The sequence below is a fragment of the Nesterenkonia sandarakina genome, from assembly GCF_014138825.1.
Taxonomy (GTDB): Bacteria; Actinomycetota; Actinomycetes; order Actinomycetales; family Micrococcaceae; genus Nesterenkonia; species Nesterenkonia sandarakina.
Map to the genome: position 1 here is coordinate 1,474,500 of NZ_JACJIH010000001.1, position 12,884 is coordinate 1,487,383.

Genomic DNA, 12,884 nt, shown 5'->3' on the forward strand with positions numbered 1-12,884 from the left:
CCGGCTTAGGAATTGCACGGGAGCTGCCAGGCGGTCAGGTGTCCGCAATTTTTGTGAGCCGGACCACTCTGCTAGTTGTAACACGTATGCAACATCCGGCTGCGACTGCGGCTACTGATCAGTAGCCCGGCCTGACCTGCTAATAAGTCACAGTGTTACGCGAGCCAGCTCGAAGGCAGCCTCAGCGCCGCCAGGAGTCCTCAGGATCCGAGGTCTCACCCTGGGTCAGTCGCAGTGCGCGGCCCTGGGCGACCAGGTCCTCATACTTCTTCGACTTCTTCTCCGCGGCGCTCATATCCCGCGGCGGGAGCATGATGGTGCGCTCTGCCTCGATGCCGCTTTGGAGCTGACGTCCGCGCTCCAGCTCGGCGTCGAACTCGGCTCCGAGCAGCAGCACCAGATTCATTATGTAGACCCACAGCAGGAAGATGATCACGCCGGCCAGCGCCCCGTAGGTGGCTTCGTAGCTGCTGAAGTTCGCCACGTAGAAGAACACTGCGGTGGTGGCGAGCACCATGACCAGGATGGCCAGCACGGCACCCGCGGAGATCCAGCGGGCTCCGGGCTGACGCAGGTTCGGCGTGGCGAAGTAGAGCATCGCGATGCAGGCCGCGGCCACCAGCAGCAGTGCGGGATAGGTGCCCCAGTTGAAGATGGTCACGGCGGTGTCCCCGAGTCCGACGGTGTCTCCGACGGCGCGGGCGATCGGGCCGGAGGTCAGCAGCAGGAAGATCGCGGTGGCGACCAGCACCAGCAGCCCGGCGGTGACCAGGTAGAAGATCGGCCGCAGCTTCAGCATGGAGCGACCCTCCTCCACCTCGTAGATCCGGTTCATCGACCGGGAGAAGGCATTGACGTAGTTCGAGGCGGTCCACAGCGCGGTCAGGATGCCCAGTGCGAGCCCGATTCCGGCGCCCTGGACGCTGGTGATCGCGATGATCGGCTCTCGGATCTGCTCCATGGTGTCGGATTCCACCATCTGGGCGGCGGTGGAGAGCAGGAACTCCTGGGTGCGCTCACTCTCACCGACGAAGGACATCAGCGAGACCAGCGCGATCAGCGCCGGGAAGACCGAGAGCACCGCGTAGTAGGTGAGCCCCGCTGCCAGGTCGGTGCAGCTGTCCCGTCCGAATTCGGTGAAGGTGCGTTTGATGCTGTACTTCCAGGTGGTGCCGGTCAGCTTCACCGGTGAAGAGGTCTTCTTCTCCTCGGTGTCACCGGCGGTGGCCGCCTCGAAGTCCTCGCGCTGCCGGTTCTTGACCATATAGGGCTGATCCGCCGCGGCGGAGAGGGTCCCCACCCGCAGCTGACCGTTTTGATGCACGGTGCCGCCGGAGCGGCCCTGATCCTCGATCTGATGCCGTGGGGCGCGGTGAGCCTTCAGGGCACCGGCGACACGGCTGGCCGGACTGGAATCGTCTGATTGACCCTGCGGGTCCGAATGAGCGCTCATAGACTCAAACTATCCGCATGTGACCCCATCACCAACTGTCCATTAGCTGCTGGATTCGCTGCGTCTGGTCATTGCCAGCTCGTCGATGTGGGTGATCGCTGCCGGAAGGGCGTTGTTGAGGTACCCGGCCCGGGCGATGGCCATGGAACCCACCGCGGAGGTCAGCAGCTGAGCGATGATCGCGATGATCGCCTTGATCAGGTTCAACCCGCTGAAATCCATCAGCAGCGCCCCGAAGACGATGGACGCGACACCCAGTCCCGCGGAGGTGCCCACGGCCGAGGCGCGCAGGTACAGATCCGGAAGCTTGAACAGCCCGATGGCCGAGATCACGATTGTGGCGATGCCCAGGAAGATGAACACCAGGCCGAGGATGTCGGCGAAGTCGGTCAGAGTCATCAGCGGCGGCCTCCAGATCCGAGTCGTGCCATGGACAGCGCCGCCATGAAGCCCAGCAGCGTGGCGATCAGGATGATGTCGAAGAGCGCCTCGATGTTGGTGCGCAGTCCGATCAGGGCGACGAAGCCGATGGTGGCGAAGAAGATCAGGTCCGCGGCCACGGCGCGATCCATGGTGCGCGGGCCGAGCAGTCCACGCACAGAGGCGATGACCATGCCGATCGCGAGCAGGATCAGCGCGATCTCGAGAGTCCACTCGGAGATCATCGGCTCTCACCTGCCTCATCCAGCGGGCGGACCACCGGCAGCTGGGTGGGACGAGTCAGGTCACCGGGGGCGCGGCGCATCGCGTGCAGCATCCGGTCCTCCATCTCCTGGATCTCGGCGACCAGCTCCTCGCGGCTCTCCACGAACATCCCGTGCACGTAGAGGATCCCGTGCTCCCGGGAGATCGTGATGGTCAGCGTGCCCGGAGTCAGGGTGATCAGCGAGGAGATCAGCGTCCACTCGCTCTCGCTGCGCGAGGCCGCGGGGACTGCGACGATCGCCGGACGCATCTTCGAGCGTGCCCGCGGGCGCAGCACCTCGGCGGTCACCGAGAGGTTGGCGCTGACGAATTCCTTGGCGTACCAGAAGAGGAATCCGATGATCCGGAAAGGCCAGCTCATCATGCTCCACTCACCGCCCTCACGTAGTCCATTGGGTTGAGCAGGTTCTCCGCCGCGGTCTCTGACCAGCCCATCAGCAGCTCCGCCCCGAGGCCGAAGAACAAAGTGATCGCGGCCAGCAGGATCGCCGGGAAGATCAGCTTGAAGGGCACCTTGACCGCCTGTTTCCCGGCAAGCACCGCGGAGGTGGTCGCCGTGGGGGGCCCGATGGTCAGGGTGGGCGTCTCTGCCTGGGCCTGGACCCGCAGGTAGCGCTTCCCGTGCATCCGCTGCTGGTAGGTCAGTGCCCGCTCCTGCAGGTCTGCGGGCTCGGATCCCATGAAGACCCCGGTCCAGATCTTGAGCATCGAGAGCAGCGTGAAGACCGAGACCACCACCGCGACGGCGGCCACCCAGTAGTGGGATTCGGCCAGGGTGGCCTGGATGATCGCGAACTTCGCGACGAACCCGGAGAAGGGCGGCAGGCCGGCGAGTGAGAGCGCGGCCACCATGAAGGTCACTGCGATCAGCGGCTCGCGCTTGAGCATGCCGCCGAGCTTGTCGATCTCCCCGGTGCCGTAGGTCTCCTCGATCGCGCCGGTGGAGAGGAACAGCGAGGCCTTCACGATCATGTGGTGCAGCAGGTAGAAGATCGCGGCCGTGAGACCCAGCAGGGTGAACAGTCCGACGCCGATCAGGATGTAGCCGATCTGGCTGATCATGTGGAAGACCAGGATGGAACGGGTGGTCTTCTCCCCCACTGCGCCGAGAACGCCGATGAGCATGGTGGCCGAGGTGATCAGCAGCGCCACCCAGAGGAAGCGCTCGTCGCCGTCGAAGAGCAGCGAGTAGATCCGGTAGATCGCATAGATCGCGACCTTGGTGTGGATCCCGGAGAACAGGGCGGTGACCGCCGGGGAGGTCATCGCGTAGGTGCGGGTCAGCCAGCCGTGCACCGGCACCACCGCGGCCTTGATCGCGATGGCGGTGAGCACCACGCCACCGGCCAGGGCGACGGCGGGGTCCTCCTTGCCCGCCCCGTGCAGCTCGGCCAGGTTCACCGTGCCCGCGGTGGCGTAGACCAGCGCGATGCCCACCAGCAGCAGCGTGGAGGCCAGCAGGTTCACCGAGACGTAGATCCGGGCGCCGTGGGCGCCGAGCTTGGCCCCCATCATCGCCAGCAGCCCGTAGGAGGGCAGCAGCATGACCTCGATGAAGACGAAGAGGTTGAAGATGTCACCGGTCATCAGCGCGCCGGAGACCCCGGCCATGAGCACCAGCACGAAGGGGTGGAAGAACCGGGCCCGGGCCTCGTGGGTGGCCATGGCGAAGAGCACGCTGGCGATGGCGAGCACCGACATGATCATCAGCACCAGGGCGGAGAGCGCGTCGACGACGAACGGGATCGAGACCCCGTAGTCCCAGAGGCCCACCTGGTGGACCAGCACGGTGCCGTCGCCGGTGGCGATGACCAGCAGCACCGCGAAGACGAACAGGACGGCCAGGGTGCCGAGGCTGATCATGTGCCGGGCCAGGCGCTTCTTGCGCAGCGCCACTCCGAACGCGGCGAGTAGCAGCGGCACACCGACCGCCAGCGGAAGCAGCGGAGGAAGGATCTCGGTCATCGGGTCTCCCCCTCCCGGGTCGTCTCAGCCTCTGGGGCTTCTGCGTCTGGTGTTGCCGCACTGGGTGCGGCGGGGTCGGAGTTCTCCACCCCTGAGGCCATGCCCGTATCGGAGGTCTTCTCCGGCCAGGGGTCCCCGGTCTCATCCTCCCCGCGGTCCACCACGATGTCACCGGACTCCGTGGTCAGGCCGAAGTAGCCGGCGTCGTTGGTGTCGCCGCGGTCCGCGGCGAGCAGCCGGGCCGGAGAGACCTCCACGTCTTCGGTGTCATCATCGGTGGTGGTGGTGATCGCCAGGGTCACCATGAACATGGTGATCGAGAAGGCGATCACGATGGCGGTGAGCACGAAGGCCTGCGGCAGCGGGTCCGCCTGCTCACCGACCTCGCCGGAGCCGATATAGGGCACGCCCCGGTAGGCGGTGTTGCCTGCGGCGAAGAGCATCAGGTTCGCGGCGTGGCTGGCGAGCACGAAGCCCAGCACGATCCGCACCATCCCGCGCTGCATGAACAGGTAGACGGCCGCGGCGGTGAGCAGGCCTACAGCGATGGCGATGCTCATCGGTCGTTCACCCCTCTCGGGTCATTCTCGGTGTGGACCCCTGGCCAGGACTCGTCGGCCTGGACTTCGAAGGGCAGATCCCCGGGGTCCGCGTGGTAGCCGGCGGGGGCCTTCACCGTGGAGAGCTCGGCCTCGCTGGTGCCATGGGCCCGGCGGTGCGCCTTCAGCAGCTCCGCAGGGTAGCGCTGCGCCTGTCCCAGCCGGTCCAGGGCCACCAGCACCGCACCGATGACGGCGAGGTAGATGCCGACGTCGAAGATCAGCGCGGTGGTCAGGGAGAAGCCGGCGTCGGAGCCCCAGGGCATGGGAAGTCCTTCGGCGATGACCACCGGGCGCAGATAGGAGCCTTCGAGGTAGCCGGCGAAGCCGATGGCGGCGCCGGTGATGATGCCTCCGACGATGACCAGCGCGTAGTCGAAGCGCAGCTTCACCGAGGTGTCCGAGGGGGCGACCAGGTAGCGCAGGGCGAAGAAGCCGCCGGCGACCAGCGCGGCGATGAACCCGCCGCCGGACTCGTAGTGACCGCGCAGCAGCAGGATCAGCGAGAGCAGCACGATGAACGGCGCCATCCAGTTGAAGACGCTGCGCATCGCAGTGGTGTTGTCCCCGGCGTGGTCCAGCGGGGTCCCGGACCACTGCCGGGAGGCCGGCGGCTCGTTGTCCGAGGTGGCGAAGGAGGAGTTCAGCAGTGCCAGGATCGCGAAGCCCGCGACGCCGAGCACGGTGAGCTCACCGAAGGTGTCCAGTGCTCGGAAGTCCACCAGGATCGAGTTGACCACGTTCAGCGCGCCGGTCTCCTCGTAGGTGTTCTCCAGGTACCACTCGGCGATCGGTGCCTGTCCGCGACGCCCGGTGAGCGCGAAGGTCGCGGCGAAGGCCATCACGCCGAAGGCCAGGGCCACGGCGATGGAGATGCCGCGTCGGGTGCGGGTCACCTTGTGGAAGCGCTTGGGAAGCTTGCGCAGCACCAGGACCAGCACCACCACGGTGAGGATCTCCACGAGCAGCTGGGTCATGCCCACGTCCACCGCGCCCAGGGCGAAGTACCAGGCGGCGACCACGAAGCCGGCACCACCGGCGAGCACCACCGCGGCGGCGCGGTTCTCCGTGGCCACGGTGCCGGCGAGGAAGCAGACCAGCAGCGCGATCAGCACCCAGTCGGTCATCCGGGTGTGGCCGGGGTCGAAATCCCCGACCACCGGGGCTGCGATCATCCCCGCGATGAAGAGACCCGCGAGCAGGATGCCCGGGGCAGCCAGGTGCACCCCGTGCATGTCGGTGCGGGTGATGTTCCCGACCCGGCGCCCGAAGTTGATCGATCCCAGACGCATGGACTCGACCACCTGGACCCCGGTGAAGGGCAGGATGCGGCGCGGGATCAGATCATCCAGCCGGGCACGCATGGCGACCACGAGCAGTCCGCCGAGGACGATCACCGCGGAGAGCATCAGTTCGGTGTTGAATCCGTGCCAGAGGGCGAACTCCGCCTCATAGGTCCCGGTCTGGGCGTCCTCGCCGGCGCGGGTGATCAGCCCGTCGAAGACGAAGGGGATGAAGCCGAGCACCAGGCCTGCGACGGCGGGCAGCAGCGCCGGGAGGTAGAAGCTGGCGGGGGCCTCGTGCGGGGTGGTGGGGTCGATGGGTTCGTGGTGTTCGTCCTTGGACCCGGCGCCGGTGTAGCTGGTGAATGCGCCGAGCACGATCCGCCCGCAGTAGGCGAAGGTGCCGATCGCGGCGAGCACCGCCATGAGTGTCAGCGTCCAGGTCAGGACGGTGGGCATATCCGCGGAGAGGAACCCTGCGAGCAGGTGCTCCTTGGAGACGAAGCCCAGCAGCGGCGGGACCCCGGCCATGGAGAGCGAGGAGATCAGGGTGATCACCAGCGAGATCCGCATGGTCTTGCTCAGCCCGTTGAGTCGGCGGATGTCTCGAGAATGCGCCTCGTGTTCGATGATGCCCACCATCATGAACAGCGCGGACTTGAACAGCGCGTGGGCGACCACGTGGATCGTGGCGGCCACCAGTGCGGTGGGGGTGCCGATGCCGATGACGGCGACCAGGAAGCCCAGCTGGGAGACCGTGGAGTAGGCCATGATCTCTTTGATGTCGTGCCGCTGCAGGGCGAAGAGCGCACCCATCAGGGCGGTGGTCAGACCGGCGCTGATCAGCAGCACCTGCCATAGCGTGGACTCTTCGAAGACCGGGGAGAACCGCAGCAGCAGGTAGATCCCGGCCTTGACCATGGCCGCGGCGTGCAGGTAGGCCGAGACCGGCGCCGGGGCGACCATGGCATCGGGCAGCCACAGGTGGAACGGGAACTGCGCGGACTTGGTGAAGGCGGCGAACGCGATGAGCACCGCGACCACCGAGGTGAAGGTGGTGTTCTCCGTCCAGGCGCTGTGCGTCAGCGCCTGGGACATCGAGGTGGTGCCGGTCTCCACGATGATCAGCAGCACCGCGGTGAGCAGGCCCAGCCCGCCGGCGGCGGTGATCAGCAGGGTGCGCTGCGCCGGGGCCGGAGCCTTGTCTCCGGAGCGGTTGATCAGGAAGAAGGAGCACAGTGTGGTGAACTCCCAGAACACGAAGAGCAGGATCAGGTCATCGGCGATGACCATCCCGCTCATCGCGAAGACGAACATCAGCATCCACAGGTAATAATCCGAGGTCTTCTTCTTGACCGAGAAGTAGCGGGCGGAATAGGCCATCACCAGCGCGCCGATGAAGAGGATCAGCAGCAGGAAGACCATCCCGAGCCCATCCAGGCGCAGACTCAGCCCGACGTCGACGGTCGGGATCCAGGGCAGGTGCTCCTCGAGCACTCCCCCGTCGAGCAGGGTGCTCAGCCACGGCAGCGTGGCCACGCCGATGCCGGTCAGCGCCACAGCGGCGAAGAATCCGGTGTCTCGACCGAGGGCGCGATGGACCAGGACCGAGAGCGGGACCAGGGCGAGGGTCAGCAGCAGGAGCACCATGAGGCTCATCGGCGGACCACCGCCGGCGCCCACGAGCGCATGGAAGGTCTTCGCGAATGCATGGGGCCTCCAGTCGGTGCGGGTGAAACGGCGCGGAAAAGCTCATCGCCGACCAGTCTTCCCGGCACACCAGTGATCGACTATATCTACCGAGCCGATCCCACAGCAATTGAGTCCAGCTCGTGGGGGCATGCCACGCGCGGCCGAGATTCGTGCTACAGCGCCGGTGCCGTGCCGTCGCCGCAGGCCTCTAAGCCCTCTGATGGCCGGGGGTGGTGCTCACTGCTCTGCGACGACGCCGCAGGCCACTCGGCTGCCGGCGTCACCGTCGGTGAGGGTCTGCGCATCGGGTCCGAAGTAGCGATCCGGAACGTTGCCATGATTGTCCGCCTGGGCGTGGATGATCACGGAGCGGCCTTCGGTGCCGAGCAGGTCCTCGGCGCTCAGCCGATCGCTGACCAGGCTGAGCCAGCCCGTCCGGTCCTGGTTGACCAACAGATTCGGCAGGTCTCCGGCGTGGTCTGGGTGGGTGACCGCCTCCGGCTCGGCCGGTGGCACGTCTTCGGAGAGGTCATCGAGGTCGGTCTCCGGCGATTCCTCCTCGGGGGCCTCCTCGCCGTCCACGATTCCCAGGTCCTCCTCCGCGGTGCCCACGAGGTGTCCCCCGGAGGACTCATAGTCGCCGAAGACCCCGGACTCTGAGCTGGACTGCGGTTCACACACGCCGCGCTCGTGGATGGTGATGCCGCGGAAGCCGGCGTCGAGGTCGAAGACCTCTGCCTCGACGAGCGTGCCGCCGTCGACCTCGGTGAAGCTCACCGTGCCGATCGCGTTCTGGGCCACGTCGCTGATCTCTGCGCTGGCGAAGGGCTCCTCGGTGCTGCCGGGGCCGGTGCCCTGACCCTCGTCGTCGGTCTCGCCGTCAGCGGGCTCGGCGGTGTCGACCTGCGCGGCGTCGTCCTGGGACCCTGCAGCCCCCTCGGTCTCGGGCTCAGACTCGGCATCGCCGCAGCCGGTGACCGCGAGCGCGGCGAGCAGCGCGATCCCGGTCAGCGACATGCCGCGGGACCTGCGGGCTGTGGACCTCAGAGGTGGAGTGCTCATGAGCGCACAGCTTACCGGGCACCCTCAGCGGGAGCTCACCGACCTCGGTTCAGGCGTGTGTATGGGTCTCAGCTGCGGCGATGCTGCGTGGTTCCAGCTGGAAGGTGGAGTGCTCCACGGCCACATCGAAGTGTTCGGCCACGCAGGTCTTCAGCCGGTTCAGGGTCTCAGGGACGCAGCCTTCGCGGAAGCAGGCGTCGTCGAGCACCACGTGGGCCGAGATCACCGGCAGCCCGGTGGCTACGGTGGAGGCGTGCAGGTCATGGACCTCCTGCACATGGTCCTGGGCCAGCATATGCGCCCTGACCTTCTCCAGGTCCAGCCCGCGCGGGGTGAACTCCAGCAGCACTCGGGCGGTCTCACGCAGCAGCAGCACCGCGCGCGGGATGATCAGCGCCGCGATCGCCAGCGCGGCCACGGCGTCGGCCTGCTGCCATCCGGTGGTCCAGATGACGACGGCGGCGATCATCACCGAGAGCGAGCCCAGCGCGTCCGCACTGACCTCGAGGAATGCCGCGCGCATGTTCAAGTTGGCCTTGCGGCCCGAGGCGAGCACCACCAGCGAGATGACGTTGCCCGCCAGGCCCGCCGCTCCGAAGAGCAGCAGCTCCAGGTGCAGGATGACCGGAGGGGCGCCGAGCCGGCTGATGCCTTCCACCGCGGCGTAGATGCCCACGCCCAGCAGCAACGTCGCCTGGATCAGGCCCGCCAGGATCTCGACCCGTCGGAATCCCCAGGTGCGCTGGGCCGTGGCGGCGCGGTACATCAGTCCTGCTGCGACCAGAGCCACGCCCAGACCGATGCTGTCGGTGAGCGAATGCACCGCGTCGGTGAGCAGCGCCAGCGAACCGGTCACCCAGGCGCCCAGTGCCTGGGCCAGGACGATCCCCAGGGTGATCGCGCAGGCAATCCCCAGCCGGCGGCGCTGCGAGCGGGCACGGTCGGGGGTCTCGGCGCTGCTGGTCAGCCCGTGGTCGTGGTGGTGCATGGTTCAGTCATTCTCCTCCGATCCGCCCGGGATCTCATAAGCTGCGAGCCAGACGCAGAAGCGTTCTCAGCAAGGCCGGTGCGCTAGAGTCACCACATGGTTGCTCAAAGAAACTATGTCATCAGCAATGCGCACATCCTGCCCATCAGTGGAGAGCCCTTCGACGGCTCGCTGGTGGTCACCGAGGGCAAGATCGCCGCCCTGGGAGCCGAGGTGGAGCACCCCAAGGGGCATCAGGTCATCGACGCCGCAGGCGGCTGGGTGCTGCCCGGACTGATCGACGCCCACGTGCACCTGGGCGTGCACGAGGAGGGCGAAGGCTGGGCCGGCGCCGATGTCAACGAGACCACCGACCCGGTGACCGCGGCCGTGCGGGCCCTGGATGCGATCAACCCGGCGGAGATCGGCTTCGCCGACGCCCGGGCCGCAGGCATCACCACGGTCAACGTCAACCCCGGGTCGGCGAACCCGATCGGCGGGCTCGCCGTGGCGCTGAAGACCCAGGGCCGGATCGTCGATGAGATGGTGCTGCGCTCGCCCTCGGGCCTGAAGTCGGCGCTGGGAGAGAACCCGAAGCGCGTCTACGGCGAGCGCAAGCAGACCCCGAACACCCGGCTGGGCGTCGCGATGACCATCCGGAAGGCCTTCACGGAGGCCAAGAACTGGCAGGCCAAGGACCCGGCGGACCGGCCCGGAGACCTGGTCTCGGATGCCTTGGCGATGGTGCTGGACCACGAGATCCCATGGCGGCAGCACTGTCACCGCGCCGATGACATCGCCACCGCGCTGCGTCTGGCCGATGAGTTCGGCTACGAACTCGTCCTGGACCACGGCACGGAGGCCTATAAGCTCGCCGACGTCATCGCCGAACGGGGCATCCCGGTGCTCTACGGACCCATGATCGTCTCGCGCTCGAAGGTGGAGGTCCGCGACCGCAGTCCCAAGGCGCCCGGAATCCTCACCCGCGCCGGAGTGAAGGTCTCGATCATCACCGATCACCCGGTGGTGCCGATCGAGTTCCTGATCCACCAGGCAGCCCTGGCGGTGCGCGAAGGGATGGACCCGGTCCAGGCGCTTCGTGCGATCACCATCAACCCGGCCGAGGTGCTCGGGGTGGCGGATCGGGTCGGGACCCTGGAGCCGGGCAAGGACGCCGATCTTGCGATCTGGTCCGGGGATCCGCTGGACACCAGGAACCGGGTGCGCCACACCTGGATCGACGGCGAGCTGGTCTTCTCCGAGGAACCCGCAGACTCGCAGGCCTGATCCGAGTGCCGGGCAGCCCGTGCGGGGGCTCAGCGCTCGGGGCTGGTCGCTGGTCCGGATCAGCCGACACTCACAACCGGCGGGGGTCTGGTGGCTGAAACCTGTGGGTGTTTGACTGGAGCCATGACTGAACCGCATACGCCAGCCGATGCCGAACAGCCCCTCTCCCCCTCGGGCTGCACCACAGGGACCCACGCCCAGATCACCGGTCAGGTCCAGGGGGTGTCCTACCGCGCCGCCGCGAAGGCCGAGGCCGATGACCTCGGGCTGATCGGCTGGGTCAGGAACACCGCCGACGGCGCGGTGGAGCTGCTGGTAGGAGGCGCCGGGCCGGCGGTGGATGCGTTGCTGCGCTGGGCCGAGACCGGACCCGAATCCGCCCAGGTGAGCGACGTCGATCAGCGCGAGGCCAGCGCAGAGGAGCTGGCCTCGCTGCCACAGGCCGGGTTCGAGATCCGCCGCTGACGGCGACGGCGACTCGGCGGCAACGCCCCCGACGGCATCGCCCCGTCGTCGTCGGCATCCTCCGGCAGCCCGCGGTCGGCACCCTCCGACAGGCGGGCGGTTGCATGAGATCACTGGACTGCTACGGTCGGAGGACAGCTCGCAGCGCCCTGAAGTCCATGACACGGGGACCATGGCCACCGGCGGCGAGCGGGAACACCTATGAGAGAACACTGACTGAATACGAAACCAGACACGGTCTCACGAGACTCGAGGAAGGTCGCGAATGACGACGACGATGAATCACCCAGCGGCACTGGCTGACCGCTACCCCACCCGCACCGAGACCGAGACCCAGGTCATCGCCCGCGAGGACGCGGTCGTGCAGGGTTCGGCGCAGGACGGCCCCCTGGACTCCGAGGAGCTCTCCAGCTTCGAGGAGAAGGGCTACCTCAGCATCGATCAGCTGATCAGCCCCGATGAGCTCGCTCTGTTCAAGCGCGAGCTCTCCCGGCTCGCCCAAGACCCTGCCGTGAAGCAGGACGAGCGCACCGTGGTGGAGGCGAAGTCCGATGAGGTGCGCTCGATCTTCGAGATCCACCGCACGAATGAGATCTTCGCGAAGATCGCCAACGATCCACGGGTCGTGGAGCGCGCCCGGCAGATCCTGGGCTCCGAGGTCTACATCCACCAGAGCCGGATCAACTACAAGCCCAGCTTCACCGGCAAGGACTTCACCTGGCACTCGGACTTCGAGACCTGGCACGCCGAGGACGGCATGCCCGCCCCGCGTGCGGTGTCCGTCTCGATCTCACTGACGGACAACTACTCCTTCAACGGTCCACTGATGATCATGCCGGGCTCGCACCAGCACTTCATCAGCGCCGTGGGCGCAACCCCGGAGGACAACCACGAGAAGTCCCTGGTCATGCAGGGCGCCGGAGTCCCCGACGCCGAGACCCTGACGGAGTTCGCCGATCGCTTCGGCATCGACGTGCTCGAGGGCCCGGCCGGCGGTGCCGTGATGTTCGACAGCAACTGCATGCACGCCTCCAACGGCAACGTGACTCCGTACTCCCGCTCGAACGTGTTCCTCGTCTACAACTCCGTGGAGAACCTGCCCACGGACCCCTACGCCGCGGCGAAGCCCCGACCAGAACACCTCGGGAGCCGGGACTTCACCCCCGCCGGCAGCTGACCCGGCCCACTCGGCGCCGGCACCGCATCAGCGCCGCGTCAGCAGCATGAAGGAGCGGCCCTGGTCATCAGACCAGGGCCGCTCCTTCATGTCCGGGGGTTCACCGCCTCAGAGATCCCACCGACCCAAAGGTCCCATCGCTATGCCATGTCCCATGGCTTTGAGCGGAAACAACGATGGGACACGGCATAGGCATGCGACGGACCGCCAAGGAGCCGGGAATGTCAGC

General features: G+C 67.2%; 12 protein-coding genes. 3 read left to right on the forward strand and 9 right to left on the reverse strand.

What is annotated here, in order from left to right; genetic code table 11:
* Positions 1–181: 181 nt before the first annotated feature.
* The 9 genes from HNR24_RS06705 to HNR24_RS06745 form a co-directional block, all read right to left on the reverse strand.
* The gene (locus HNR24_RS06705) at positions 182–1,453 is read right to left on the reverse strand and encodes a YihY/virulence factor BrkB family protein (protein WP_198144707.1); all 1,272 of its coding nucleotides are present in this window, start codon (positions 1,451–1,453) and stop codon (positions 182–184) included.
* 42 nt (positions 1,454–1,495) lie between these two features.
* Positions 1,496–1,852 (reverse strand): cation:proton antiporter, encoded by a 357-nt coding sequence (locus HNR24_RS06710; RefSeq protein ID WP_232301749.1) that lies wholly within the window; start codon positions 1,850–1,852, stop codon positions 1,496–1,498.
* On the reverse strand, positions 1,852–2,118 hold the full coding sequence (locus HNR24_RS06715) for an MrpF/PhaF family protein (RefSeq protein WP_058888476.1): 267 nt from the start codon (positions 2,116–2,118) through the stop codon (positions 1,852–1,854). The genes HNR24_RS06710 and HNR24_RS06715 overlap by 1 nt, the downstream gene beginning before the upstream one ends.
* A complete protein-coding gene (locus tag HNR24_RS06720) occupies positions 2,115–2,522 on the reverse strand; it encodes a Na+/H+ antiporter subunit E (protein WP_083504787.1) in 408 nt (135 codons plus the stop codon). The genes HNR24_RS06715 and HNR24_RS06720 overlap by 4 nt, the downstream gene beginning before the upstream one ends.
* Positions 2,519–4,123 (reverse strand): monovalent cation/H+ antiporter subunit D family protein, encoded by a 1,605-nt coding sequence (locus HNR24_RS06725; RefSeq protein WP_083504786.1) that lies wholly within the window; start codon positions 4,121–4,123, stop codon positions 2,519–2,521. The genes HNR24_RS06720 and HNR24_RS06725 overlap by 4 nt, the downstream gene beginning before the upstream one ends.
* Positions 4,120–4,683: a sodium:proton antiporter gene (locus HNR24_RS06730; RefSeq protein ID WP_083504785.1), complete on the reverse strand. Its 564-nt coding sequence runs from the start codon at positions 4,681–4,683 to the stop codon at positions 4,120–4,122. Before HNR24_RS06730 ends, HNR24_RS06725 begins: the two co-directional genes overlap by 4 nt.
* Positions 4,680–7,655 (reverse strand): DUF4040 family protein, encoded by a 2,976-nt coding sequence (locus HNR24_RS06735; protein ID WP_232301748.1) that lies wholly within the window; start codon positions 7,653–7,655, stop codon positions 4,680–4,682. The genes HNR24_RS06730 and HNR24_RS06735 overlap by 4 nt, the downstream gene beginning before the upstream one ends.
* A gap of 279 nt (positions 7,656–7,934) precedes the next feature.
* On the reverse strand, positions 7,935–8,759 hold the full coding sequence (locus HNR24_RS06740) for a superoxide dismutase family protein (RefSeq protein WP_182495389.1): 825 nt from the start codon (positions 8,757–8,759) through the stop codon (positions 7,935–7,937).
* 49 nt (positions 8,760–8,808) lie between these two features.
* Complete coding sequence (locus tag HNR24_RS06745; RefSeq protein ID WP_058888472.1) at positions 8,809–9,747, reverse strand: cation diffusion facilitator family transporter; 939 nt, start codon at positions 9,745–9,747, stop codon at positions 8,809–8,811.
* Positions 9,748–9,843: 96 nt separating this feature from the next.
* Here HNR24_RS06745 and HNR24_RS06750 point away from each other — a divergent pair, with 96 nt between their 5' ends.
* The 3 genes from HNR24_RS06750 to thpD all read left to right on the forward strand — a co-directional run bounded on the left by HNR24_RS06750 (position 9,844) and on the right by thpD (position 12,655).
* Entirely contained in the window at positions 9,844–11,013 is a 1,170-nt protein-coding gene (locus tag HNR24_RS06750) for an amidohydrolase (protein ID WP_058888471.1), read from the forward strand.
* A 123-nt stretch (positions 11,014–11,136) separates the two neighbouring features.
* Positions 11,137–11,478 (forward strand): acylphosphatase, encoded by a 342-nt coding sequence (locus HNR24_RS06755; protein WP_083504783.1) that lies wholly within the window; start codon positions 11,137–11,139, stop codon positions 11,476–11,478.
* A gap of 277 nt (positions 11,479–11,755) precedes the next feature.
* Positions 11,756–12,655 (forward strand): ectoine hydroxylase, encoded by a 900-nt coding sequence (gene thpD, locus HNR24_RS06760; RefSeq protein WP_058888470.1) that lies wholly within the window; start codon positions 11,756–11,758, stop codon positions 12,653–12,655.
* Positions 12,656–12,884 lie beyond the last annotated feature (229 nt).